Annotated in this window: 19 protein-coding genes and 1 pseudogene; 12 read left to right on the top strand and 8 right to left on the bottom strand. The window is 71.8% G+C overall.

All coding sequences use genetic code 11. The annotated features are described in order from the left end of the window. Nucleotides 1-68 precede the first annotated feature (68 nt). Both ACE4Q9_RS13330 and ACE4Q9_RS13325 read left to right on the top strand, forming a co-directional pair. Nucleotides 69-1,106, top strand: coding sequence for a LacI family DNA-binding transcriptional regulator (locus ACE4Q9_RS13330; protein WP_397984463.1), 1,038 nt, complete (start codon nt 69-71; stop codon nt 1,104-1,106). 187 nt (nt 1,107-1,293) lie between these two features. Next, nucleotides 1,294-2,289 carry an LCP family protein gene (locus tag ACE4Q9_RS13325; RefSeq protein WP_397987206.1) on the top strand — a complete coding sequence of 332 codons (996 nt, stop codon included), beginning with the start codon at nt 1,294-1,296 and terminating at the stop codon, nt 2,287-2,289. A gap of 7 nt (nt 2,290-2,296) precedes the next feature. Here ACE4Q9_RS13325 and ACE4Q9_RS13320 read toward each other — a convergent pair whose 3' ends face one another. Further along, on the bottom strand, nt 2,297-3,478 hold the full coding sequence (locus ACE4Q9_RS13320) for a methyltransferase domain-containing protein (RefSeq protein ID WP_397987205.1): 1,182 nt from the start codon (nt 3,476-3,478) through the stop codon (nt 2,297-2,299). A gap of 91 nt (nt 3,479-3,569) precedes the next feature. On the opposite strand from ACE4Q9_RS13320, the gene ACE4Q9_RS13315 reads away from it, so the two are divergent. The 4 genes from ACE4Q9_RS13315 to groL all read left to right on the top strand — a co-directional run bounded on the left by ACE4Q9_RS13315 (nt 3,570) and on the right by groL (nt 7,627). Continuing rightward, nucleotides 3,570-4,487 carry a polysaccharide deacetylase family protein gene (locus ACE4Q9_RS13315; protein ID WP_397984462.1) on the top strand — a complete coding sequence of 306 codons (918 nt, stop codon included), beginning with the start codon at nt 3,570-3,572 and terminating at the stop codon, nt 4,485-4,487. A gap of 133 nt (nt 4,488-4,620) precedes the next feature. Then, a complete protein-coding gene (locus tag ACE4Q9_RS13310; RefSeq protein ID WP_397984461.1) occupies nt 4,621-5,244 on the top strand; it encodes a hypothetical protein in 624 nt (207 codons plus the stop codon). A gap of 317 nt (nt 5,245-5,561) precedes the next feature. Further along, on the top strand, nt 5,562-5,870 hold the full coding sequence (gene groES / locus ACE4Q9_RS13305; protein ID WP_004955293.1) for a co-chaperone GroES: 309 nt from the start codon (nt 5,562-5,564) through the stop codon (nt 5,868-5,870). A 125-nt stretch (nt 5,871-5,995) separates the two neighbouring features. Beyond that, the gene (groL, locus tag ACE4Q9_RS13300; protein ID WP_397984460.1) at nt 5,996-7,627 is read left to right on the top strand and encodes a chaperonin GroEL; all 1,632 of its coding nucleotides are present in this window, start codon (nt 5,996-5,998) and stop codon (nt 7,625-7,627) included. A 67-nt stretch (nt 7,628-7,694) separates the two neighbouring features. Here groL and ACE4Q9_RS13295 read toward each other — a convergent pair. The 3 genes and pseudogenes from ACE4Q9_RS13295 to ACE4Q9_RS13285 all read right to left on the bottom strand — a co-directional run. Then, nucleotides 7,695-8,210 (bottom strand): annotated as a pseudogene (locus ACE4Q9_RS13295) (ester cyclase); the annotation flags it as partial. A gap of 57 nt (nt 8,211-8,267) precedes the next feature. After that, nucleotides 8,268-9,041 carry an SDR family NAD(P)-dependent oxidoreductase gene (locus ACE4Q9_RS13290; RefSeq protein ID WP_397984459.1) on the bottom strand — a complete coding sequence of 258 codons (774 nt, stop codon included), beginning with the start codon at nt 9,039-9,041 and terminating at the stop codon, nt 8,268-8,270. Between the two features lie 63 nt (nt 9,042-9,104). Further along, nucleotides 9,105-9,773 carry an MOSC domain-containing protein gene (locus ACE4Q9_RS13285; RefSeq protein WP_397984458.1) on the bottom strand — a complete coding sequence of 223 codons (669 nt, stop codon included), beginning with the start codon at nt 9,771-9,773 and terminating at the stop codon, nt 9,105-9,107. Between the two features lie 80 nt (nt 9,774-9,853). Between ACE4Q9_RS13285 and ACE4Q9_RS13280 the strand changes: the two genes are divergently transcribed. Further along, nucleotides 9,854-10,756 carry a LysR family transcriptional regulator gene (locus tag ACE4Q9_RS13280; RefSeq protein ID WP_397984457.1) on the top strand — a complete coding sequence of 301 codons (903 nt, stop codon included), beginning with the start codon at nt 9,854-9,856 and terminating at the stop codon, nt 10,754-10,756. 104 nt (nt 10,757-10,860) lie between these two features. Here ACE4Q9_RS13280 and ACE4Q9_RS13275 read toward each other — a convergent pair whose 3' ends face one another. Then, entirely contained in the window at nt 10,861-11,190 is a 330-nt protein-coding gene (locus tag ACE4Q9_RS13275; protein ID WP_397984456.1) for a WhiB family transcriptional regulator, read from the bottom strand. Between the two features lie 380 nt (nt 11,191-11,570). Here ACE4Q9_RS13275 and ACE4Q9_RS13270 point away from each other — a divergent pair, with 380 nt between their 5' ends. The 4 genes from ACE4Q9_RS13270 to ACE4Q9_RS13255 all read left to right on the top strand — a co-directional run bounded on the left by ACE4Q9_RS13270 (nt 11,571) and on the right by ACE4Q9_RS13255 (nt 16,261). Next, on the top strand, nt 11,571-12,182 hold the full coding sequence (locus ACE4Q9_RS13270; RefSeq protein WP_003948568.1) for a response regulator transcription factor: 612 nt from the start codon (nt 11,571-11,573) through the stop codon (nt 12,180-12,182). A 607-nt stretch (nt 12,183-12,789) separates the two neighbouring features. Next, nucleotides 12,790-13,377: a sigma-70 family RNA polymerase sigma factor gene (locus tag ACE4Q9_RS13265; protein WP_397984455.1), complete on the top strand. Its 588-nt coding sequence runs from the start codon at nt 12,790-12,792 to the stop codon at nt 13,375-13,377. 151 nt (nt 13,378-13,528) lie between these two features. Next, nucleotides 13,529-15,031, top strand: a complete 1,503-nt coding sequence (gene guaB, locus ACE4Q9_RS13260; RefSeq protein ID WP_397984454.1) for an IMP dehydrogenase — start codon at nt 13,529-13,531, stop codon at nt 15,029-15,031. A 105-nt stretch (nt 15,032-15,136) separates the two neighbouring features. Then, nucleotides 15,137-16,261: a GuaB3 family IMP dehydrogenase-related protein gene (locus ACE4Q9_RS13255; RefSeq protein ID WP_037657642.1), complete on the top strand. Its 1,125-nt coding sequence runs from the start codon at nt 15,137-15,139 to the stop codon at nt 16,259-16,261. A 102-nt stretch (nt 16,262-16,363) separates the two neighbouring features. On the opposite strand, the gene ACE4Q9_RS13250 is transcribed toward ACE4Q9_RS13255, so the two are convergent. From ACE4Q9_RS13250 to ACE4Q9_RS13240, 3 genes are all read right to left on the bottom strand, one after another. Continuing rightward, nucleotides 16,364-17,737 (bottom strand): FG-GAP and VCBS repeat-containing protein, encoded by a 1,374-nt coding sequence (locus tag ACE4Q9_RS13250; protein ID WP_397984452.1) that lies wholly within the window; start codon nt 17,735-17,737, stop codon nt 16,364-16,366. A 138-nt stretch (nt 17,738-17,875) separates the two neighbouring features. Beyond that, nucleotides 17,876-18,442 (bottom strand): hypothetical protein, encoded by a 567-nt coding sequence (locus ACE4Q9_RS13245; RefSeq protein ID WP_397984450.1) that lies wholly within the window; start codon nt 18,440-18,442, stop codon nt 17,876-17,878. A gap of 162 nt (nt 18,443-18,604) precedes the next feature. After that, a complete protein-coding gene (locus ACE4Q9_RS13240) occupies nt 18,605-19,813 on the bottom strand; it encodes a nucleotide sugar dehydrogenase (protein WP_397984449.1) in 1,209 nt (402 codons plus the stop codon). A gap of 281 nt (nt 19,814-20,094) precedes the next feature. On the opposite strand from ACE4Q9_RS13240, the gene ACE4Q9_RS13235 reads away from it, so the two are divergent. Further along, nucleotides 20,095-21,804: a glycerol-3-phosphate dehydrogenase/oxidase gene (locus tag ACE4Q9_RS13235; RefSeq protein ID WP_397984448.1), complete on the top strand. Its 1,710-nt coding sequence runs from the start codon at nt 20,095-20,097 to the stop codon at nt 21,802-21,804. Nucleotides 21,805-21,970: the final 166 nt, after the last annotated feature.

The raw sequence follows: 21,970 nt of genomic DNA, 5'->3' as shown, positions 1-21,970 counted from the left end.
AATGTTCCGGGAACCTATGGCGGAAGAGGGGCGTCGTCAAGGGTTCGCGCAGGGATTACGATCGCGGCATGAAGCCTGGGAAGCCCGTGGAAACGCAGACCGCTACGCTCGCGGAGATCGCCCGTGAGGCCGGGGTGTCCGCTCCGACTGTTTCGAAGGTCCTCAACGGCAGAGCCGATGTCGCGGCCGCGACCCGCACCCGTGTCGAGGAGCTGCTGCGCGCCCACGGCTACCGGCGCAGGCGCGCCGAGTCGTCCCGCTCCCCGCTGATCGACCTGGTCTTCCACGAGCTGGAGAGCGCCTGGGCGATGGAGGTCATCCGGGGCGTGGAGAACGTGGCGCAGTCGGCCGGTCTCAGCGTGGTGCTGTCCGAGTCCGCCGGGCGGCTCACCCCCGGCCGCTCCTGGGCCGACCAGGTGGCCGCCCGCCGCCCGCACGGCGTCGTCCTCGTCCTGTCCGAGCTGGACGCCGCCCAGCAGGCGCTGCTGACCAGCAGGTCCATCCCGTTCGTGGTGGTGGACCCGGCCGGCGATCCGGGCCCGGACGTGCCGTCCATCGGCGCCACCAACTGGCAGGGCGGGCTCGCGGCCACCCGGCACCTGGTCGAGCTGGGCCACACCCGGATCGGCGCGATCAGCGGCCCGTCCCGGATGATGTGCAGCCGCGCCCGCATCGACGGCTACCGCGCCGCGCTGGAGACGGCCGGGCTGCCCGCCGACCCCTCGCTCGTGGTGGCCGGGGACTTCCACCACGACGCCGGCTACCGCCTGGGCCTGGAGCTGCTGCGCCGCCCCGATCGGCCGACCGCGGTCTTCGCGGGCAACGACCTCCAGGCCCTGGGGCTGTACGAGGCCGCGCGGGAGCTGGGGCTGCGCGTCCCGGAGGACCTCAGCGTGGTCGGCTTCGACGATCTGCCGGTGGCCCGCTGGGTGGGCCCGCCGCTGACGACCGTACGGCAGCCGCTGACCGAGATGGCCGAGGCCGCGGCCCGCCTGGTGCTCGAACTGGGCGGCGGGCACGGGGAACGCGCCACGACCCGGCTGGAGCTGGCGACCAGCCTGGTGGAGCGCTCCAGCACGGCGGAGCCGCGCGGGGCGACCGCCTGACCGAAACTTTCGAAGGACGCCCCCGGTGCTCCCCGGTGCCCCGATGTCCGCCGGTGGCCCCCGGTCCGCCGCCGATGAGAATTCCGGAAGAAAATCCCGTCCCACGGCTTCCGCTAACAGTCCCCTAATAATTCGGACTTACGTTCCTGCCGTGACGCGACACGAGGAGCACGGCCGGCGTTCGAGAGTGCTGCGGATCGCCGGACTCACCCTGGCGGCGGCCCTGGTGCTGGGGACGGCCACGGCCGGCTACGCCTACTGGCATCTGAACCACAACATCAAGGGCGTCGACATCGACAGCGCGCTCGGCGACGACCGCCCCGCGCACGCGGTGATCACGCCCTCCCCGAGCGCCTCCACGGCCGCTCCGCTCCCGGCCACCTCCCTCAACATCCTGGTGCTGGGCTCGGACTCGCGCAGCGGCAAGGCGGACAAGGAACTGGGCGGCGGCGACAGTTCGGGCGCACGCTCGGACACCGCGATGGTGGTGCACCTGGACGCGGGCCGCACCCGCGCCACCGTGGTCAGCATCCCGCGCGACACCCTCGTCACCCGCCCCTCCTGCCCGCTGCCCGACGGGGGTTCGACGGCGGTGGCGTACGGCTCCATGTTCAACAGCGCCTTCTCGGTGGGCGGTCCGGTGTGCGCGGTCAAGACGGTCGAGTCGATCACCGGGGTGCGCATGGACCACTTCGTCGAGATCGACTTCTCCGGCTTCGCCAAGCTGGTCGACGCGCTCGGCGGGGTCGATGTCACCACCACTCAGGACATCGACGACGACAAGAGTCATCTGCACCTGGCGGCCGGCGCCCATCACCTCGACGGCAAGCAGGCACTGGCCCTCGCCCGCACCCGGCACGGCATCGGCGACGGCAGCGACCTCGGCCGCATAGGTCTCCAACAGCTGCTGGTGCAGGCCCTGTTGGAGCGGATATCCGGCACGCACCTGCTCACCGACCCGGCCCGGCTCTACCAGGTCGCCGACGCGGCCACCAAGAGCCTCACCACCGACACCGGCCTCGACTCCCTGACCGAGCTGACCGGGTTCGGCAAGAGCCTGAAGGGGCTGGGCGCGGACCGGGTGAAGACCGTGATGATGCCGGTCGTCACGGCACCCTCGGATCCCAACCGGGTGATCGCGAAGGAGCCGGACGCCGGGAACCTGTGGGCGAGCCTGCGCTGACCGCCGGTCAGGGGCCCTCGGGCGGCCGGGCGGGACCGCCGACCAGCATCGTCGGCGCCCCCGCGACCCGGGTGAGGAACACCGTCGCCGCGTTCGGCCCCTGCGGTTTCACCTTGCGCCGCAGCTCCTCCGGCTCGACCGCCGAGCCGCGCTTCTTCACGGTCAGCGTCCCGACCTCGCGTTCACGCAGCAGGGCCTTCAACTTCTTCAGGTTGAAGGGGAGTTTGTCGGTGATCTCGTAGGGGGTGGCGTACGGGGTCGGGTGCAGCTCGTCGGCGGTGACGTACGCGATGGTCGCGTCGATCAGCCCGCCGCCGACCTCCTCGGCCACCTCGGCGACCAGATGCGCGCGGATCACGGCGCCGTCCGGCTCGTACAAGTACCGCCCCACCGACCGTACTTCCGGATCGGGCAGGCCCCGCCCCAGCAGGGTGCGCGGGCCGGGCAGCAGGGTGGCGCGGACCGCGCCCGGCGCCCCGGTCCCGAACCAGAGCACCGCCTCCTTCACATCGCCGCCGTCCGAGATCCACTCCGCCTCGGCCTCCGGCGGCACCGCCTCGTGCGGGATGCCGGGCGCGATCTTCAGCGCGGCGCCCGGCGCCCGGCGCGCGGCCGCCACGGCCCACGACAGCGGCGGCGAGTACGCCTCCGGGTCGAAGATCCTGCCCCTTCCGCCCCTTCGCGCCGGATCCACGAACACGGCGTCGTACCCGGCGGTGTCCACCTCCGTGACGTCCGCCTCCCGCACCTCCATCAGGCCGGTGAGCCCCAGCGCCTCGGCGTTCGCCCGCGCCACGGCCGCCGTGAGCGGGTCCCGGTCCACGGCGAGCACCCGGATCCCGGCCCGCGCCAGCGCGATGGCGTCCCCGCCGATCCCGCAGCACAGGTCCGCCACCGAGGTCACCCCGAGGTCGGTCAGCCGCCGCGCCCGGTACGCCGCCACGCTCGCCCGCGTCGACTGCTCGACGCCGTTCGGAGTGAAGAACATCCGCTCCGCGTCCGCCGCCGCGAACTTGGCCGCCGCGCGCTGCCGCAGCCGGGCCTGGCCGAGCGCGGCCGACACCAGCTCGGCGGGGTGGTCGCGGCGCAGCCGGGTGGCGACGGCGAGTTCGTCGGCCGGGGCGGTGCCGCGGACCTCTTCGAGGAGGGCCCGGCCTTCGGGGGTGAGGAGAGGAGCGAGGTCGTTCACCGGGTCATTGTGGGCCAGTCGGTGGATGGTGCGCGGCACGGCGGCGTTGTCGGCGGGGGAGCGGGGGCGGGGCCTGCGAAGATCCAGCACCATGCGACTAGTAGTACAAAATGACAAAAGTCGGGCGCGGGTCGCCCTCGGCTGTGCCGCCGCCGTCCTCGCCTCGACCGCCCTCGTCACCGGCTGCTCCGGCGCCGGCTCCGACCCGCACACCGCCCGCCCGGCGGCCGGCCAGGGCGCGACCGGCCACGCCGCCCCGGACCCCCGCGCCGCCCAGGCCGCCGAACACGCCCGCATGGTGGCGGCGGCGAAGCGCTGGGGCCTGGACGAGGTCCCGCTCGCGCCCCCGGCGCCGCCCAAGGTGAAGCCCCACATCACCGCGCGCCCCGGCTTCGAGGTGGACCACCAGGTCGACTGGGACCTGCCGCCGGTCTTCACCACGGTCCCGACCAGGAACAAGGTCGTCTTCCTCACCATCGACGACGGCTCGGAGAAGGACCCCCGGTTCCTCCAGATGATGCGGGACCTGAAGATCCCGTACACCGCCTTCCTCAGCAACTACCTGGTCAAGGACGACTACGGCTACTTCCGCAAGGCCCAGTCCTACGGCAACACCCTCAACAACCACACCCTCACCCACCCCTACCTGCCGGGGCTGTCCTACGAGGAGCAGAAGCACGAGATCTGCGACATGCAGGACATCATGCAGAAGCAGTTCGGCAGACGCCCGACCGTCCTGCGCCCGCCCTACGGCAACTACAACCAGGACACCCTGGTCGCCGCCAAGTCCTGCGGCATCAAGTACGCCCCGATCTGGAACGAGGAGGTGTACGTCGACCACTGGGAGTTCCGCGAGGACGACCAGCAGCTGCGCCGCGGCGACATCGTCCTCACCCATTTCCGGGGCCGCAGCGACTGGGACGGCACGATGGTCGACGACATGCGCCGCTTCCTGAACAAGGTGACCCGCGAGGGCTACGCGGTGGCCCGGCTGGAGGACTACCTGTGAACGGACCTCGGGGTCCGCGGCGGGGCAGTCGGTGAGACGGCCGGCTGGCCGGTGGTGAGGTGTACGGCCGGAAGGTGGTGCGAGGCGGATGGCCGGGCTGGTGAAGGCGGGACGCGGGGCGCGGAGGACACCGGTGAGACACGGGGCGTCGCGGCGGCCCGTCCTGCTGGTGGCCGGGGTGATGGCCCTGGCCCTGGTCCTCGCCGGGTGCGCCCAGCCCGTCGTACCCCTCGAACGCCTCGGCGAGAAGGCGGCGGAGGGAGTGCGCCCGCACGGACGCCCCCTCGCGGCGCCCCCGTCCGGCCGTGCCCTGCCCCCGGTCGTGGACCACGTCCGCACCCGCGACCGGGTCGTCTTCCTCACCTACGACGCCGACGACCGCGACCCCCGCTCCACCGCCGTGCCGCGCGAACCGCGCGTCCCGGTGAGCCGGTTCACCCCGGCGCGCGGAACCCTGGCGGGAGCGCCGTACGCCACCCAGCGCGCCACGCTCTGCGCCCACCGCGCCCGGCTCCTGCGCCCGCCGCGAGGCGCGTACGACCGCACGACCCTGCGCGCGGCCGCCGACTGCGGCGCCACCGCCGTCGTCCTGTGGCGCGTCACCCTCACCCCGGCGGGCCTCACCTACCCGCGGGGCCCGCACCACCTCCGCCGCGGCGACATCATCCGGCTGACCCCCGGCGCCCCCACGGCCGGCCTCTTGGCCACCATCCGCCGCCGAAACCTGACGCCGGCCCGCCTTGAGGACTACCTGTAGCCACGTCGGCCCGTCCGGCGCTTGAGGCCGGGGGTCGCAGGCCGATGGGGCTCTGGGGCGCGGCCCCAGGGAGCGGCACCACCGCCACCGACCCGCCTCCGAACGCCGCCGCACCCCCGATTTCGGCCGACGCGCCGCACGGCATTGGCACTCCGCTTGACCGAGTGCTAATCCCCGCCATAGTCTCGGGTCTGGCACTCCCCACTGGAGAGTGCCAACAACGCGACGGGCAGGTCCGGCACCCGCGACGACGGATCGACCTGGTCGCCACCTCAGACAGTTAACCCCGTGAGATCTCCGAAGGGGGAGGTCGGATCGTGACGACCGCCAGCTCCAAGGTTGCCATCAAGCCGCTCGAGGACCGCATCGTGGTCCAGCCGCTGGACGCCGAGCAGACCACGGCCTCTGGCCTGGTCATCCCGGACACCGCGAAGGAGAAGCCCCAGGAGGGCGCCGTCCTCGCCGTCGGTCCGGGTCGCTTCGAGAACGGCGAGCGCCTGCCGCTCGACGTCAAGGTCGGCGACGTCGTCCTGTACAGCAAGTACGGCGGCACCGAGGTGAAGTACAACGGCGACGAGTACCTCGTCCTCTCGGCTCGCGACGTGCTCGCGATCATCGAGAAGTAATTCACCCCGAGCGAACCTTTGCTCTGAACTGCGCCCCTGGCCCCCCGCAACCGATAACGAAGCCGGGCGCCCGGGGCGCAGTTCGTCTTTTTTCACCCACAGATTTCGAGAGGGCTCCCGCTGTCATGGCGAAGATCCTGAAGTTCGACGAGGACGCCCGTCGCGCCCTCGAGCGCGGCGTCAACAAGCTGGCCGACACGGTGAAGGTGACGATCGGCCCCAAGGGTCGCAACGTCGTCATCGACAAGAAGTTCGGCGCCCCCACCATCACCAATGACGGCGTCACCATCGCCCGCGAGGTCGAGATCGAGGACCCGTACGAGAACCTCGGCGCGCAGCTGGTGAAGGAGGTGGCGACCAAGACCAACGACATCGCTGGTGACGGCACCACCACCGCCACCGTGCTCGCTCAGGCGCTGGTGCGCGAGGGCCTGAAGAACGTCGCCGCCGGTGCCTCCCCGGCCGCCCTGAAGAAGGGCATCGACGCCGCCGTCAAGGCCGTCTCCGACGATCTGCTCGCCACGGCCCGCCCGATCGACGAGAAGTCCGACATCGCCGCCGTCGCCGCGCTGTCCGCCCAGGACCAGCAGGTCGGCGAGCTGATCGCCGAGGCCATGGACAAGGTCGGCAAGGACGGTGTCATCACCGTCGAGGAGTCCAACACCTTCGGTCTGGAGCTGGACTTCACCGAGGGCATGGCCTTCGACAAGGGCTACCTGTCGCCGTACTTCGTGACCGACCAGGAGCGTATGGAGGCCGTCCTCGACGACCCGTACATCCTGATCAACCAGGGCAAGATCTCCGCCATCGCGGACCTGCTGCCGCTGCTGGAGAAGGTCATCCAGGCCGGCTCCTCCAAGCCGCTGCTGATCATCGCCGAGGACGTCGAGGGCGAGGCCCTGTCGACCCTGGTCGTCAACAAGATCCGCGGCACCTTCAACGCCGTCGCGGTGAAGGCCCCCGGCTTCGGCGACCGCCGCAAGGCGATGCTCCAGGACATGGCCGTCCTCACCGGCGCCACCGTCATCTCCGAGGAGGTCGGCCTCAAGATCGACCAGGTCGGTCTCGAGGTGCTGGGCTCCGCCCGCCGCGTCACCGTCACCAAGGACGACACCACGATCGTCGAGGGTGCCGGCAAGGCCGAGGACCTGAACGGCCGCGTCGCGCAGATCAAGGCCGAGATCGAGAACACCGACTCCGACTGGGACCGCGAGAAGCTCCAGGAGCGCCTCGCGAAGCTGGCCGGCGGCGTGTGCGTGATCAAGGTCGGCGCCGCCACCGAGGTGGAGCTGAAGGAGAAGAAGCACCGTCTGGAGGACGCCATCTCCGCGACCCGCGCCGCGGTCGAGGAGGGCATCGTCTCCGGTGGTGGCTCCGCCCTGGTGCACGCCTCCAAGGTCCTCGAGGGCAACCTCGACAAGACCGGCGACGAGGCCACCGGTGTCGCCGTGGTCCGCAACGCGGTCGTCGAGCCGCTGCGCTGGATCGGCGAGAACGCCGGCCAGGAGGGCTACGTCATCGTCTCCAAGGTCAAGGACCTGGACAAGGGTCAGGGCTACAACGCCGCCACCGGCGAGTACGGCGACCTGATCAAGGCCGGCGTCATCGACCCGGTCAAGGTGACCCGCTCCGCCCTGGAGAACGCCGCCTCCATCGCCTCCCTGCTGCTCACGACCGAGACCTTGGTCGTCGAGAAGAAGGAAGAGGAGCCGGAGGCCGCCGCGGGCCACGGCCACAGCCACGGCCACGCCCACTGAGCCCCACCGCTCCGGCCGAAGGCCCGGCAACCCCTCAGGGGGCGCCGGGCCTTCGGCGTGTCCCGCCCTAGCGCTCCAGTTCCTCCAGCGCGCCCAGCTGCTCCATCAGACCCAGTTGGTCGTGCTGCCACCAGGTCTCGGCGATCTTGCCGTCGAGGGCGAACCGGAAGAGGGTGATGCCGGGCATGGTGACGTGGCGGCCGGTGGGGGCGATGCCGAGGAAGTCGCCCTGGTGGGTGGCCCGCCAGGTCCAGCGGTGTCCTGCGGGTTCACCGGATCGTGGCCTGTGCACGTCTTCGTCCAGCAGATCGTTGAGCGGGGAAAGCTCGCCGGGGGCCGCGAGGGTGGTGAAGAAGCGCCGTACCGTGTCCTCGGCCGGCCGGTCGGCCCGTACGACGTCGAGGTCCATGAACACGGGCGCCTCGTCGCACAGGGCGGCCATCTCCCGGAAGTCCCGGTCGGTCTCCGGGCCGCCGGCGTCACGCACCGCGTCCTCGTACGACGGGAACTCCACGACCTCCACCAGGTGCGCGGCGTCGGAGCGGTCCTGGCCGACCAGGGTGTGGGTCGCCGTCCGCCGCCCCCCGGCCCGCGCGATCCAGTCATCGGGTCCCCGACGGCACCCACACGTGGCCTGGGCCTACTGCGGCCCGTACTTGCGGCCGGTGCGGGAGGTGACGCCGCCGAGGAGGCCGCGGGGGGTGATCTTGACCAGGCTCATCAGGGCCTTGTAGCGGGGGTCCGGGATGGAGAGGGACTTGCCGCGGGCCAGGTCGGTGAGGGCCGCCGCGACCAGTTTGTCGGCGTCCAGCCACATCCAGCCGGGGATGTTGTCCGTGCCCATCCCGGCCCGCTGGTGGAACTCGGTGCGCACGAAGCCGGGGCACAGCGCCATCAGCCGCACACCGGTGCCGGCCAGGTCCCGCGCCACGCCCTGGGTGAACTGCACGACCCACGCCTTGGACGCGCCATAGGTGCCGCGGGGCACGAAGGCCGCCACCGAGGCGACGTTGACCACCCCGCCCCGGCCCCGCTCGCGCATCGCCCCGGCCGCCGCCGAGGTCAGCCGCAGCACCGCCTCGCAGTGCACCTTGAGCATCGTCAGCTCATCGGCCATGGAGACGTCCAGATAACGGCCCTTGTTGCCGAAACCGGCGTTGTTGATCAACAGGTCGACCGGGTTCCTGCGGTCGCCGAGCCGGTCGGCGACGGTCTCGATGCCCTGGTCCGTGGAGAGGTCGGCGGGCAGCACCTCCGCCTCGATGCCGTGCCGGTCGTGCAGCTCGGTCGCCTGTTCGCGCAGCCGCTTGGCGTCCCGCGCCACCAGGACGAGGTCATGCCCGTCAGCCGCCAGCCGCCGCGCGAAGGCGGCGCCGATGCCCGCGGTCGATCCCGTAATCAGAGCCGTTGCCATGGCCCAAGGGTAGTGATCGCGGGCGCTGCGGGCAGGAGCTGTCCGCCAGGCGGCGACGGGGCCTCAGCGGGTCTGCGCGGCGACGTGCGCGCGGGCCGCGGCCAGTGCCTCCGGGTGCAGGTCCTCGCCCGCGGCGAGCAGGTGCGGCAGCAGTTCCCGCTCGGTGGTGGTCGCGCGGAACTCCATCGCCGCGGTCACCCCGTGGCCGGGCCGGTGCAGGATCTCGACGCGGTCGCCCGCGCGTATCTCGCCGGGTTCGATCACCCGGAGGTAGGCGCCCGTGGCGCCCTTCCGGGTGAACCTGCGGACCCAGCCCGGTTCGCCCAGATGGCCCTGGAAGGTGCGGCACGGGATACGGCCCGCGGTCACCTGGAGCACCACCGCAGGACCGATCCGCCAGCGCTCGCCGATCAGCGCTTCCGAGACGTCGAGCCCGGCGGTCGTGATGTTCTCCCCGAAACAGCCGTTGGCCAGGGTGCGGCCCAGCTCGCGCTCCCACTCGTCCAGGTCCTCGCGCGCGAACGCGTACACCGCCTGGTCGTCGCCGCCGTGATGGCGCAGGTCGCACACCGCGTCCCCGGCCAGCCCGCTCCCGGCGGTCCCCTTCGGACCCGGCGCGGACACCCGGACGGGCCCCTCGACCGGCCTCTTGTCGATGCCCGTCAGGCCCTCTGGCTGGCTGGTGTACGGCACCGGGCGTGCCTGCCCCACATTGACGGAGAGAAGCTTCATGCCCGCACCGTACGGGATCGTCACTCAAAGCGTCGAGCCGATTTCGGGCGCCGGCCCCAAGGAGGCCTTATGCTTGAGGGGTGATCGAGGCCCGTCATCTCCGTGTCCTGCGCGCCGTCGCCGCCACCGGCTCCTTCTCGGCGGCCGGGCGCGAACTGGGCTGCACCCAGCCCGCCGTCAGCCAGCAGATGAAGGCCCTGGAGACCTCGGTCGGCACCCCGCTGCTGATCCGCGCGGGCCGCGAGATGCGGCTGACCCAGGCCGGCGAGGCCCTGGTCCGGCACGCCTCCGGCATCCTCGCCGGGCTCACCGCCGCGGAGGAGGAGGTCGCCGCCATCGCGGGTCTGCGGGCCGGCCGGGTCCGCCTCGTCTCCTTCCCGAGCGGCAGCTCCACCCTGGTCCCGAGCGCCCTGGCCGCCCTGCGTGCCGCCCATCCCGGCACCCGCGTCTCCTTGGAGGAGGCCGAGCCGCCGCGCTCCGTCGAACTCCTGCGCGAGGGCGACTGCGATCTCGCCCTGGCCTTCCGCTACGAGGGCGCGGCGGTCACCGAGGACTGGGACGACCTGGTCGTACGTCCCCTGCTGACCGACCGCCTGGTGGCCCTGGTGCCCGAGCGGCACCGGCTCGGGCGCGCGGAGAGCGTCGCCATCGGGGAACTGGCCGAGGAACCCTGGATCGCGGGCTGCCCGCGCTGCCGCGGCCAGCTGGTGGAGGTCTGCCAGGGCGCCGGGTTCGCGCCGCGCATCGACTTCGCCACCGACGACTATCCGGCGGTCGCCGGCCTGGTGGGCGCGGGTCTGGGCGTGGCCGTGCTGCCGCAGCTCGCGGTGGAGTCGGTACGGCCGCGGGGGGTGCGCACGGTCCGGCTGGAGCCGGCGGTGCGGCGGGAGATCGTCGCGCTCACCCTGCCCGACCTGGCACAGGTGCCCGCGGTGGCGGCGACGCTGGAACAGCTGGCGCGGGCGGCCGGGCGCGCGGTGTGACACCGCGCCGCGACGAAGCCCACTGAAGAAGCCGCCCGCGGACGCGCTACCGCGGATGCGGCGTCGTGGGCGCGGCGCCGCGGGTGGGATGAAGAAACGTTCCTTCAGTGACTCTCGGCGTTGTCGCCGCCGGAGGTCGAGGCCGTCACCAGACGGTTGCGTGCCCGCCCCATCAGCTCCTCGCGCTCGTCCTCGGTCAGTCCGCCCCAGACGCCGTACGGCTCGCGCACGGCGAGCGCGTGTGCCGCGCACTCCGCGCGGACCGGGCACCTCATGCAGACCTCCTTGGCCGAGTTCTCGCGAGCGCTCCGTGCCGCCCCGCGCTCGCCCTCCGGGTGGAAGAAAAGCGAGCTGTCCACCCCGCGGCAGGCAGCCAGCAGCTGCCAGTCCCACAGGTCCGCGTTCGGTCCTGGAAGGCGGGAGAAATCTGCCATTACGTGACCCCTTGTAGCCGTTCTGGGCGGATACGGTGCCAACGACCGTACATCTCCGGTCTAAGGAGATGTAAATATGACTCATTGCGAATCTAGCCCCGAACACCGCGAAACGGGAAGAAAAGCATCTGAATGGGGCATGGGTTGTGATGAAAAGTTGAGAGTCCGTTGGGCATGTCTGCACCGTGTCGGTGCCCTCACGTAGAGTGCCGATGACGGTGTGCAGCCCCGTAACTCTTTCGAGTGACCGTCGTTGAGAGTGCGGAGGCGGTTGAAAACACAAGAGCTCGGGCAGGCGTCCGAGACGGTCGACCGCACAGGTGAGATTCCGTACCAGCCTGGAGGCTCAAGGTGACGCGCATCAGCTGCGGAGGGCGGTCATGACATCCGTCCTCGTCTGCGACGACTCCCCGCTTGCCCGAGAAGCGCTCCGCCGCGCGGTCGCGACCGTGCCCGGTGTAGAGCGTGTGACGACGGCGGCCAACGGCGAGGAAGTCCTCCGCCGCTGGGGCGCCGACCGCTCCGACCTCATCCTGATGGATGTCCGCATGCCCGGCCTGGGCGGCGTCGAGACGGTGCGCCGATTGCTGTCCGCCGATCCCGGCGCGCGCATCATCATGCTCACCGTCGCCGAGGACCTGGACGGCGTGGCCCTCGCGGTCGCCGCCGGTGCCCGCGGCTATCTGCACAAGGACGCCTCGCGCGCCGAACTGCGGGCCACGGTGACGCAGGCCCTCGCCGACCCGACCTGGCGGCTCGCCCCGCGCCGGCTGCGCTCGGCCGAGATGGGCGCCGCGCCCACGCTCACCGCGCGCGAGATCCAGGTCCTGGAGGGCATGAGCCACGGCCGCTCGAACGCCGAGATCGGCCGTGAGCTGTTCCTCTCCGAGGACACCGTCAAGACCCACGCCCGGCGCCTGTTCAAGAAGCTCGGCGCCTCGGACCGTGCCCACGCGGTGGCCCTCGGCTTCCGCTGGGGCCTGGTCAGGTAGGACCCGGCGGCCCCGCGCGCCAACCGCGCGGGGCCGGGCAGGTCCCGCGGAGCTGCCCGTGCGCGGCGGCTCCAGGAGCGGCCCCTTCGGAGCAGTCCTCCGGGACCGCCGTGAAGGTGCCCTGGTGCCCGGCATCCTCGCCCGCTTGGCGAGCGGATCCGCGGCAAACCCCCGAACCCCGCCGACCGCGGCACCCCCGGTCGCTGCGGCGACCTCCGGCCGGCGCGGCGGCCTCCGGTCTACGGGGCGTGCCCCGCTCCCGGCGGTGCCGTCCGCGTCGTACCCCTGGCGGCTCCCGCACCGGCGTTACCGCACCCCGGTGCACGTGCCGGCGGTCTCCCGGCAGGCCGGAGCCGGCCGGAAGGCACCGCGTACGCTCCGCCGGGACGCGCCGTGCGGCGGCGTGCGAGGCGGCCCACCGGACGGGCGCTGCTCGTTTCGGCGCGCATGCCGCATCCTTGGGGGTGTGGAGTCTCTCGGGGACGAGTCGGTCGAGCGGAAGGGGAGGGCGCAGGGGATGAGTGCCGGCGCACCTGCTCATAACGCTTCGGTGCACAACCATCAGCACGATGCGACGGACCGGACGGCCGCAGGGCACCATGGACCGATGCGCGACGACGAGGCGGGCACGGCCCACGGGGCGATCGGTGCCCTTGTGCTTCGTGCCGTCGAGGGCGACGAGCAGGCCACGCACGATCTGCTCGCGCACGTCCACCCGCTGGCGCTGCGCTACTGCCGCACCCGGCTTTCGCGGCTGCCCGGCGACGCGCGCCACTTCGTGGAGGACCTCGCCCAGGAGGTCTGTGTCGCCGTCCTGCTCGCGCTGCCCCGCTACCGGGACACCGGCCGCCCCTTCGAGGCGTTCGTCTTCGCCATCGCCTCCCACAAGGTCGCCGACCTCCAGCGCGCCGCGATGCGCCATCCGGGTTCGACCGCCGTGCCCTCCGACGAGATGCCCGAGCGGCCGGACGACTCGCTCGGCCCCGAGGAGCGCGCCCTGCTCAGCAGCGACGCCGAGTGGGCCAAGAAACTGCTGGCCAACCTCCCCGAGAACCAGCGCGAACTGCTGCTGCTGCGCATCGCGGTGGGCCTCACGGCGGAGGAAACCGGACAGATGTTGGGAATGTCACCCGGAGCGGTCCGGGTCGCCCAGCACCGGGCGCTGAGCCGGCTGCGGGCGCTGGCCGAGCAGTAGCGGCTTCGTCGTAGGGCATTCCCGCAAACTCCGTATGAACGTCCGTATGAACATACGAAGCAGAAGGTGATCTTCTGTCGTGGAATTCGGGGGCCGCGCTTCCCGTTAGCATGGACATCCGCACCGAGCAAGGCCATTTGGGGAAGGTGTCATGACTGCCAACGTCGACGGAGTGCCCGGAAAATTCGCGACACTCGGGCTGACCTACGACGACGTGCTGCTGCTGCCGGGGGCCTCCGAGGTGCTCCCCAACGCGGTCGACACCTCGTCCCGCATCTCCCGCAACGTCCGGGTGAACATCCCGCTGCTGTCGGCGGCGATGGACAAGGTCACCGAGTCGCGCATGGCGATCGCCATGGCCCGGCTGGGCGGCGTCGGCGTCCTGCACCGCAACCTCTCCGTCGAGGACCAGGTCAACCAGGTCGACCTGGTGAAGCGGTCCGAGTCCGGCATGGTCACCGACCCGATCACGGTGCACCCGGAGGCCACCCTCGCCGAGGCCGACGCCCTGTGCGCCAAGTTCCGCATCAGCGGTGTCCCGGTCACCGACCCGGTCGGCCGGCTGCTCGGCATCGTCACCAACCGTGACATGGCCTTCGAGAGCGACCGCACGCGCCAGGTGCACGAGGTCATGACCCCCATGCCGCTGGTCACCGGCAAGGTCGGCATCTCCGGCCCCGAGGCCATGCAGCTGCTGCGCAAGCACAAGATCGAGAAGCTGCCGCTGGTCGACGACGCGGGCGTCCTCAAGGGCCTGATCACCGTCAAGGACTTCGTCAAGGCGGAGCAGTACCCGAACGCCGCCAAGGACGCCGAGGGCCGGCTGCTCGTCGGTGCCGCCGTCGGCGCGAGCCCGGAGGCGCTGGAGCGCGCCCAGGCGCTCGCCGAGGCCGGCGCGGACTTCCTGGTGGTCGACACCTCGCACGGCCACAACAGCAACGCCCTCAGCTGGATGGCCAAGATCAAGTCCAGCGTCAACGTAGACGTGATCGGCGGCAATGTCGCCACCCGCGACGGCGCCCAGGCGCTCATCGACGCCGGTGTCGACGGCATCAAGGTCGGTGTCGGACCGGGCTCGATCTGCACCACCCGTGTGGTCGCCGGCATCGGTGTCCCGCAGGTCACGGCTATCTACGAGGCGTCCCGCGCCGCCCGTCCGGCGGGCATCCCGCTGATCGGCGACGGCGGCCTCCAGTACTCCGGCGACATCGGCAAGGCCCTCGCGGCCGGCGCCGACACGGTGATGCTGGGCAGCCTCCTGGCCGGCTGCGAGGAGTCGCCGGGCGAGCTGCTGTTCATCAACGGCAAGCAGTTCAAGTCGTACCGCGGCATGGGCTCGCTGGGCGCCATGCAGTCCCGTGGCCAGGGCCGGTCGTACTCGAAGGACCGCTACTTCCAGGCCGAGGTGGCCTCCGACGACAAGCTGGTGCCCGAGGGCGTCGAGGGCCAGGTGCCCTACCGCGGCCCGCTCGCCAACGTGCTGCACCAGCTGGTCGGCGGTCTGCGCCAGACCATGGGCTACGTGGGCGCCGCCACCATCGAGGAGATGGAGTCCAAGGGCCGCTTCGTGCGGATCACCTCGGCGGGCCTCAAGGAGAGCCACCCGCACGACATCCAGATGACGGTCGAGGCGCCGAACTACAGCGCCAAGTAGCCGCCAGAGCGCCGCAAAGGCGGTCCCGGAACATCCGGGGCCGCCTTTGTCGTACCCGTCGGCGATACTGGAAGGCGCTGAAACGCAACAGGAAAGGCCACAGACGTGACTGAGATCGAGATCGGGCGCGGCAAGCGCGGCCGCCGGGCGTACGCCTTCGACGACATCGCCGTCGTCCCCAGCCGCCGTACGCGGGACCCGAAGGAGGTCTCGATCGCCTGGCAGATCGACGCCTACCGCTTCGAGCTGCCCTTCCTGGCGGCTCCCATGGACTCCGTGGTCTCCCCGGCCACCGCGATCCGCATCGGCGAGCTGGGCGGCCTCGGCGTGCTCAACCTCGAGGGCCTGTGGACGCGGTACGAGGACCCGCAGCCGCTGCTGGACGAGATCACCGAGCTGCCGGCCGAGCGCGCCACCCGCCGCCTCCAGGAGATCTACGCGGCGCCCATCAAGGAGGAGCTGATCGGCGCCCGCATCAAGGAGGTGCGCGACTCCGGTGTGGTCACGGCCGCCGCGCTCTCCCCGCAGCGCACCGCCCAGTTCTCCAAGGCGGTCGTGGACGCGGGCGTCGACATCTTCGTCATCCGCGGTACGACGGTCTCCGCGGAGCACGTCTCGTCCTCGCACGAACCGCTGAACCTGAAGCAGTTCATCTACGAGCTGGACGTCCCGGTGATCGTCGGCGGCTGCGCCACCTACACCGCCGCGCTGCACCTGATGCGCACCGGCGCGGCCGGCGTCCTGGTCGGCTTCGGCGGCGGCGCCGCGCACACCACGCGCAATGTGCTGGGCATCCAGGTCCCGATGGCCACCGCCGTCGCCGACGTGGCCGCGGCCCGCCGCGACTACATGGACGAGTCCGGCGGCCGCTATGTGCACGTGATCGCGGACGGCGGTGTCGGCTGGTCCGGCGACCTGCCCAAGGCGATCGCCTGCGGCGCGGACGCGGTGATGATGGGCTCCCCGCTGGCCCGCGCCACGGACGCGCCCGGCAAGGGCCACCACTGGGGCATGGAGGCGGTCAACGAGGAGCTGCCGCGCGGCAAGAAGGTCGACCTCGGCACCGTCGGCACCATCGAGGAGGTCCTCACCGGCCCGTCCCACACCCCGGACGGCTCGATGAACCTCTTCGGCGCCCTGCGCCGCGCCATGTCCACCACCGGCTACAGCGAGCTCAAGGAGTTCCAGCGGGTCGAGGTGACGGTCGCGGACAGCCAGCACAAGCGCTGACCCGACGGCACGAGGGCCTGGTACGAGCCTTTGTACGACGCGGAGGGGCCCGGTCACCGATGCGGTGGCCGGGCCCCTCCGCCACGCCGTGGACCGTCTCGGTCAGCCGGCCATCCAGCGGGCGAAGTAGCGGTACTTGGCGGTGAGGCCGACCGCCTTGGGGCCGATGGAGACGACCCCGCTCGTCGTCAGGCCCTTGCTGCCCGAGTTGAAGTACCAGACGTTGCCCTCGGTGCCGTTCTCGTGATCCGTACCGGTGGCCAGCTCGCTGCGTCCGTCGCCGTTCATGTCGACCAGCAAGACCTGCGAGCCGAACATGTCGTACGGCTCGTTGGCGCCGGGCACCCCGGCGGTGTTCTGGTCCAGGGACACGGCACCGGTCCCGGTCAGCCCCTTGGCCGACCCGCGCAGCACGGTCACCGCGCCGGTCGTGCTGATGCCCGAGATGCTCTCCTGCATCACGCCGACCGCCACGTCGGCGTAGCCGTCGCCGTTCACGTCGCCGGTGGCCAGGTCGTAGCCGAACCGGTCGTACTTCTCGCCGGCGCCGGGCACACCGGGGGTGTCCTGGCTGATGCGGACCGGCTTGCGGGTGGTGCTCACGCCGTCCTTGCCGCCGTACTGGACGACGATCGAACCGCCCACGACGCCCTTGGGCTGGTAGCCCTCGAGGCCGGCACCGAGGACGACGTCCCCGTAGCCGTCGCCGTCGACGTCCGCGATGCTCCCGGAGTTGACCTTGGTGGAGAAGTACTTGGCGGGCCCGAAGCCCTGTTTCGAGCCCAGTACCAGGGAGGCGTCGGCGGCTCCGCCGCGTCTGCCCACGGAGAGCAGGTCGGGCACGTGGTCGCCGTTGACGTCCCCGGCCGCCAGACTGTCGGGCGTGATCCCGGAGAGCACGAGGCTCGTCGAGGCGTTCGTGCCGTCCCGGCCGAAGGGGCCACGGAACAGTTCGGTCTGCGTGTAGCCGAGGCTCGTGCTCGTGGCGGCGACGAGGTCGTCCTTCCCGTCGCCGTCGAAGTCGGCCACAACCATCGGGCTGGGGCCGGCCTTCGGCGTGAACGACAGGGGCGTGCGGCCGGACAGCCCCATGGGGCCGCCCCAGATGATCGACGCCCCGGCGCTATCGAAGCCCACGACCAGGTCGTCGTAGCCGTCGCCGTCCAGGTCCCCGGTCGCCATCGAGTCGCCGAAGGCGGAGTACGCCCCCGCGCCGGTGGAGCCCGATCCGGCGGCCAGCACCTGGTGCCGGGAGGCGGTGAGACCCGTCTTCGTCCCGTACATCACGGTGACGTAGCCGTTCCCCGAGATGGCCAGGTCACCGTAGCCGTCCCCGTTGAAGTCGGCCTTCTTGCCGGTCGCAGGCGCCTTGGCGTTCGTGACGGCACCGGCGGGACCTCCCGCGCCCAGGACCACCGCGCCCACCGACACGGCCGTGGCGGTGGCCAGCGCGGCCAGTCTCCGAACTCCGCGCATACATCCGTCCCTTCGTCCTGCGTCAGCCCGGGGAAACCCGTTGTTCCGGATCAGGGCCGCGGCACAGAAGACCGGCGGAGAGTGCGAACGGTTGTACGACGAATCGGTGTCGTCGGCGGGCGGAGCGGAAGGCGGTGGCTACTGGGCGGCCTTCTTGGCCGCCGAGAACGCGGCGAAACCGGCGATCGCGAAGAACAGGAAGGTCAGCGGATCGGCGTCCTGCTTCCACGCCTTCTGGACCACGTCGAAGTGGTCGAAGAAGACCTGGGAGAAGCTCAGGCCGGTCTCCTTGGCGCCGATCATGGCCTCGCCCACCAGCTGGCCGAAGTAGACCGAGACCAGCGCCAGCACCACGGAGGCGACCGGCAGGACGGCACTGCGGCCGCCCGCCTTGCCCGCCGCGAGGCCGGTGACGAAGCCGACGCCCACGGCCGCGTAGCCGATCTCGTGCTTGGTGGCGCCGATGATGAGGCCGTAGAGACCGGCCGCGACCACGGCGGCGACCACCGCGGCGATCAGGCCGAGGGCCGGGTTGTCGCGGACCGGCGCGGGCGCGGCCGGGGCCATCGGCATGCCGCCGGGAGCGCCCGGCTGCGGCGGGTACGGCAGGCCGGCCGGCGCCTGCTGGGCATACGGGTTGGCGTACGGGTTGGCGGCGACCGGGCCGGGCTGCGGCTGCTGTGGCGGCGGTGCTGACTGGCTCATGACAGGAATCCCCCCGTGGTGGCACAACTGGATGCGGTGGAAACGGAAGACTCGCTCGCACCTGTGTGCGGTAAGTCCGGGGGAGATTAACAGGCGGCGCCGACGACGCCCGGCTTGTTTTCCTATCGTGATCCGGTACGGGGGTTTCGGACCAGGCGCGCCTCACAGCCGGTGCGCCGCCCCCGTGGGGGTCGCTCCCCTGGTGTCCAGGAGGAGTTGGGCCTTCACCGACAGGCCCTGGAGGTCGTAGGTGCGGTGCTGCTGGAGCAGGATCGTCAGATCGGCGGCGGCGGCGGCCTCGTAGAGGGAGTCGACGCGCGGGACCGGGCGGTCCAGGACGTTCCACGCGGGCGCATAGGGGTCGTGGTAGCTCACGGAGGCGCCGAGTTCCATCAGGCGCCCGGCGATCTCCCGTGCCGGGGCGCCCTCCTGGTCGGGGAGGTCCGCCTTGTAGGTCACGCCGAGCAGCAGCACACGCGCGCCCCGCGCGGACTTGCCGTGCTCGTTCAGCAGCGCCGCGGCGCGCTGCACCACGTACGCGGGCATGCGGCTGTTGACCTGCTGGGCGAGTTCCACCATGCGCAGGCCGCGGCTCGCCTGGCCGGTGAGGTCCTGCGGGACGGCGTGGCCGCCGACGCCGGGACCCGGCCGGAACGCCTGGAAGCCGAACGGCTTGGTCTCGGCGCAGCGGATGACGTCCCACAGGTCGACGCCGAGTTCGTGGCAGAGCACGGCCATCTCGTTGACCAGCGCGATGTTGACGTGCCGGAAGTTGGTCTCCAGGAGCTGCACCGCCTCCGCCTCGCGCAGCCCGCGCGCGCGGACCACCTTGTCGGTGAGCCGTCCGTAGAAGGCGGCGGCCGACTCGGTGCAGGCGGGGGTGAGGCCGCCGATGACCTTGGGGGTGCCGGCCGGGGTGTGCGCGCGGTTGCCGGGATCGACCCGGCTGGGGGAGTAGGCGAGATGGAAGTCCCGGCCCGCGCGCAGTCCGGAGCCCTCTTCCAGGAGGGGGCACAGGAAGTCCTCGGTGGTCCCCGGCAGTACGGGCGACTCCAGGATGACCGTGGTGTTCGGGCGCAGCCATCCGGCCAGGGTGCGGGCGGCGGCCTCGACCTGGCCGAGGTCCACGCCGCCGTCGGCGCCGCGGGGGGTGGGCACGCAGATCACCGCCGTACGCACCCGGCCGAGCTGGGCCGGGTCGGTGGCGCGCCGGAACCCGGAGGCGTGCATCCGGCGCAGCTCGGCGGGGCTCAGCGGCCCCGCCTCGGGTCCGGTGGCGTAGCCGAGGGTGGCGATGCCGGCGGCCACCGCGGCCTGGGCCAGCGGCAAACCGAAGGGGCCGAGTCCGATGACGGCGAGGTCTGCGGGCATGGCGTGGGCCGTCCTTCCCAATAACCGAAGCGGAACGGATGCGCAAGCGCTGTGGACAGCAAGAGCGAGCGCACTGTCACACTAGGAGTAAATATGACCGTTATGTGGGATTCTGTTCGTGTGTCTCCCGTGGGATGTGCGCGGGTTGTCCACAGGCCGCGGGCCCGTGGTGGCTGAAGTCCGGCAAGCCGGTCAGAATTTGGGCATGAGGTGGTGGTGAACCGGGCCTCGCCCTCCGGGTGCGGCCGACGCGAGCGAGTCAGCGACAGCGGGAGGCAGCGGTGAGGACAGCGACTCTGGGACCGGTGCAGCGTGCCGAGGCACTGGCGGCGATGGCCGAGCGCGAGCTGGACGTACTGGTGATCGGCGGCGGAGTGGTCGGCGCGGGCACCGCGCTGGACGCCGTCACCCGCGGACTGTCCACCGGCCTGGTCGAGGCCCGCGACTGGGCGTCCGGCACCTCCAGCCGCTCCAGCAAGCTCATCCACGGCGGACTGCGCTATCTGGAGATGCTCGACTTCGCGCTCGTCCGCGAGGCGCTGAAGGAGCGCGGCCTGCTCCTGGAGCGGCTCGCCCCGCACCTGGTCAAACCGGTGCCGTTCCTCTACCCGTTGCAGCACCGCGGCTGGGAGCGGCTGTACGCGGGCTCGGGCGTCGCGCTGTACGACGCGATGTCCATGGCCCGCGGCCACGGCCGGGGCCTGCCCGTGCACCGCCATCTGAGCCGCGGTCAGGCCCTGCGCGTCGCCCCCTGCCTGCGCAAGGACGCCCTGGTCGGCGCCCTCCAGTACTACGACGCCCAGGTGGACGACGCCCGCTTCGTCGCCACCCTGGTGCGCACGGCGGCGTCGTACGGCGCGAAGGTGGCCAACCGGGCGCGCGTCACCGGGTTCATCCGCGAGGGCGAGCGGGTCGTCGGCGCCCGCGTGCAGGACGTCGAGGGCGGCGGGGAGTACGAGGTGCGCGCCCAGCAGATCGTCAACGCCACCGGGGTGTGGACCGACGACACGCAGGCCATGGTGGGCGAGCGCGGCCAGTTCCACGTCCGCGCTTCCAAGGGCATCCACCTCGTCGTGCCCAAGGACCGCATCCACTCCACCAGCGGCCTGATCCTGCGCACCGAGAAGTCCGTCCTGTTCGTCATCCCCTGGGGCCGGCACTGGATCGTCGGCACCACCGACACCGACTGGGACCTCGACAAGGCGCACCCGGCCGCCTCCAGCGCCGACATCGACTACCTGCTGGAACACGTCAACTCGGTGCTGGCCGTGCCGCTGCGCCGCGACGACGTGCAGGGGGTGTACGCGGGGCTGCGGCCGCTGCTGGCCGGCGAGTCCGACGCCACCAGCAAGCTCTCCCGCGAGCACACCGTGGCCCACCCGGCGCCCGGACTGGTGGTCGTGGCGGGCGGCAAGTACACCACCTACCGGGTGATGGCCAAGGACGCCGTCGACGAGGCGGTGCACGGCCTGGACCGGCGCGTCGCCGACTGCGTCACCGAGGAGACCCCGCTGCTCGGCGCTGAGGGCTACCAGGCGCTGTGGAACGCACGGGCCCGCACGGCGGCCCGCACCGGACTGCACACGGTCCGGGTGGAACACCTGCTGAACCGGTACGGCTCGATGGCCGAGGAGATCTTCGAACTCGTCGAGGCGGACCCCGCGCTCGGCGAACCGCTGCGCGCCGCCGACGACTATCTGCGCGCCGAGGTCGTCTACGCCGCCTCGCACGAGGGCGCCCGCCACCTGGACGACGTCCTCACCCGGCGCACCCGCATATCCATCGAGACCTTCGACCGCGGCACCCGCAGCGCCCGCGAGGCCGCCGAGCTGATGGCGCCGGTCCTCGGCTGGGACAAGGACCAGATCGAACGCGAGGTCGAACACTACGAGAAGCGGGTCGAGGCCGAACGCGAGTCCCAACTCCAGCCCGACGACCAGACGGCGGACGCGGCGCGGCTGGGCGCGCCGGACATCGTGCCGCTCGGCTGAGAGGGGCGCCGACCGGGCTTCGGCGCAGCGGTTTGACCTGGTGTGACCGAAGGGTCGGCACCACGGGTCGCCGGGGTCTCACGGGCCGTCATGACGCCGGGCGGACGGGGGGCTTCGGGGAGGTTCGCGGTGGGTGGGGGCGGGCCCCGGTGAGGGCCCCAGGGCG

The sequence above is a fragment of the Streptomyces sp. AM6-12 genome (genome assembly GCF_044327085.1).
Classification (GTDB): domain Bacteria; phylum Actinomycetota; class Actinomycetes; order Streptomycetales; family Streptomycetaceae; genus Streptomyces.
The sequence above is the reverse complement of the archived record's forward strand: the minus strand, read 5'-3'. Positions and strand labels throughout refer to the sequence as shown.

Bases quoted from the DNA above. Each gene is read 5' to 3' on its own strand.
- ACE4Q9_RS13330 (WP_397984463.1), top strand. From the start codon at position 69: ATGAAGCCTGGGAAGCCCGTGGAAACGCAGACCGCTACGCTCGCGGAG.
- ACE4Q9_RS13315 (WP_397984462.1), top strand. From the start codon at position 3,570: ATGCGACTAGTAGTACAAAATGACAAAAGTCGGGCGCGGGTCGCCCTC.
- groL (WP_397984460.1), top strand. From the start codon at position 5,996: ATGGCGAAGATCCTGAAGTTCGACGAGGACGCCCGTCGCGCCCTCGAG.
- ACE4Q9_RS13290 (WP_397984459.1), bottom strand. From the start codon at position 9,041: ATGGCAACGGCTCTGATTACGGGATCGACCGCGGGCATCGGCGCCGCC.
- ACE4Q9_RS13285 (WP_397984458.1), bottom strand. From the start codon at position 9,773: ATGAAGCTTCTCTCCGTCAATGTGGGGCAGGCACGCCCGGTGCCGTAC.
- ACE4Q9_RS13275 (WP_397984456.1), bottom strand. From the start codon at position 11,190: ATGGCAGATTTCTCCCGCCTTCCAGGACCGAACGCGGACCTGTGGGAC.
- ACE4Q9_RS13270 (WP_003948568.1), top strand. From the start codon at position 11,571: ATGACATCCGTCCTCGTCTGCGACGACTCCCCGCTTGCCCGAGAAGCG.
- ACE4Q9_RS13265 (WP_397984455.1), top strand. From the start codon at position 12,790: ATGCGCGACGACGAGGCGGGCACGGCCCACGGGGCGATCGGTGCCCTT.
- guaB (WP_397984454.1), top strand. From the start codon at position 13,529: ATGACTGCCAACGTCGACGGAGTGCCCGGAAAATTCGCGACACTCGGG.
- ACE4Q9_RS13250 (WP_397984452.1), bottom strand. From the start codon at position 17,737: ATGCGCGGAGTTCGGAGACTGGCCGCGCTGGCCACCGCCACGGCCGTG.
- ACE4Q9_RS13245 (WP_397984450.1), bottom strand. From the start codon at position 18,442: ATGAGCCAGTCAGCACCGCCGCCACAGCAGCCGCAGCCCGGCCCGGTC.
- ACE4Q9_RS13240 (WP_397984449.1), bottom strand. From the start codon at position 19,813: ATGCCCGCAGACCTCGCCGTCATCGGACTCGGCCCCTTCGGTTTGCCG.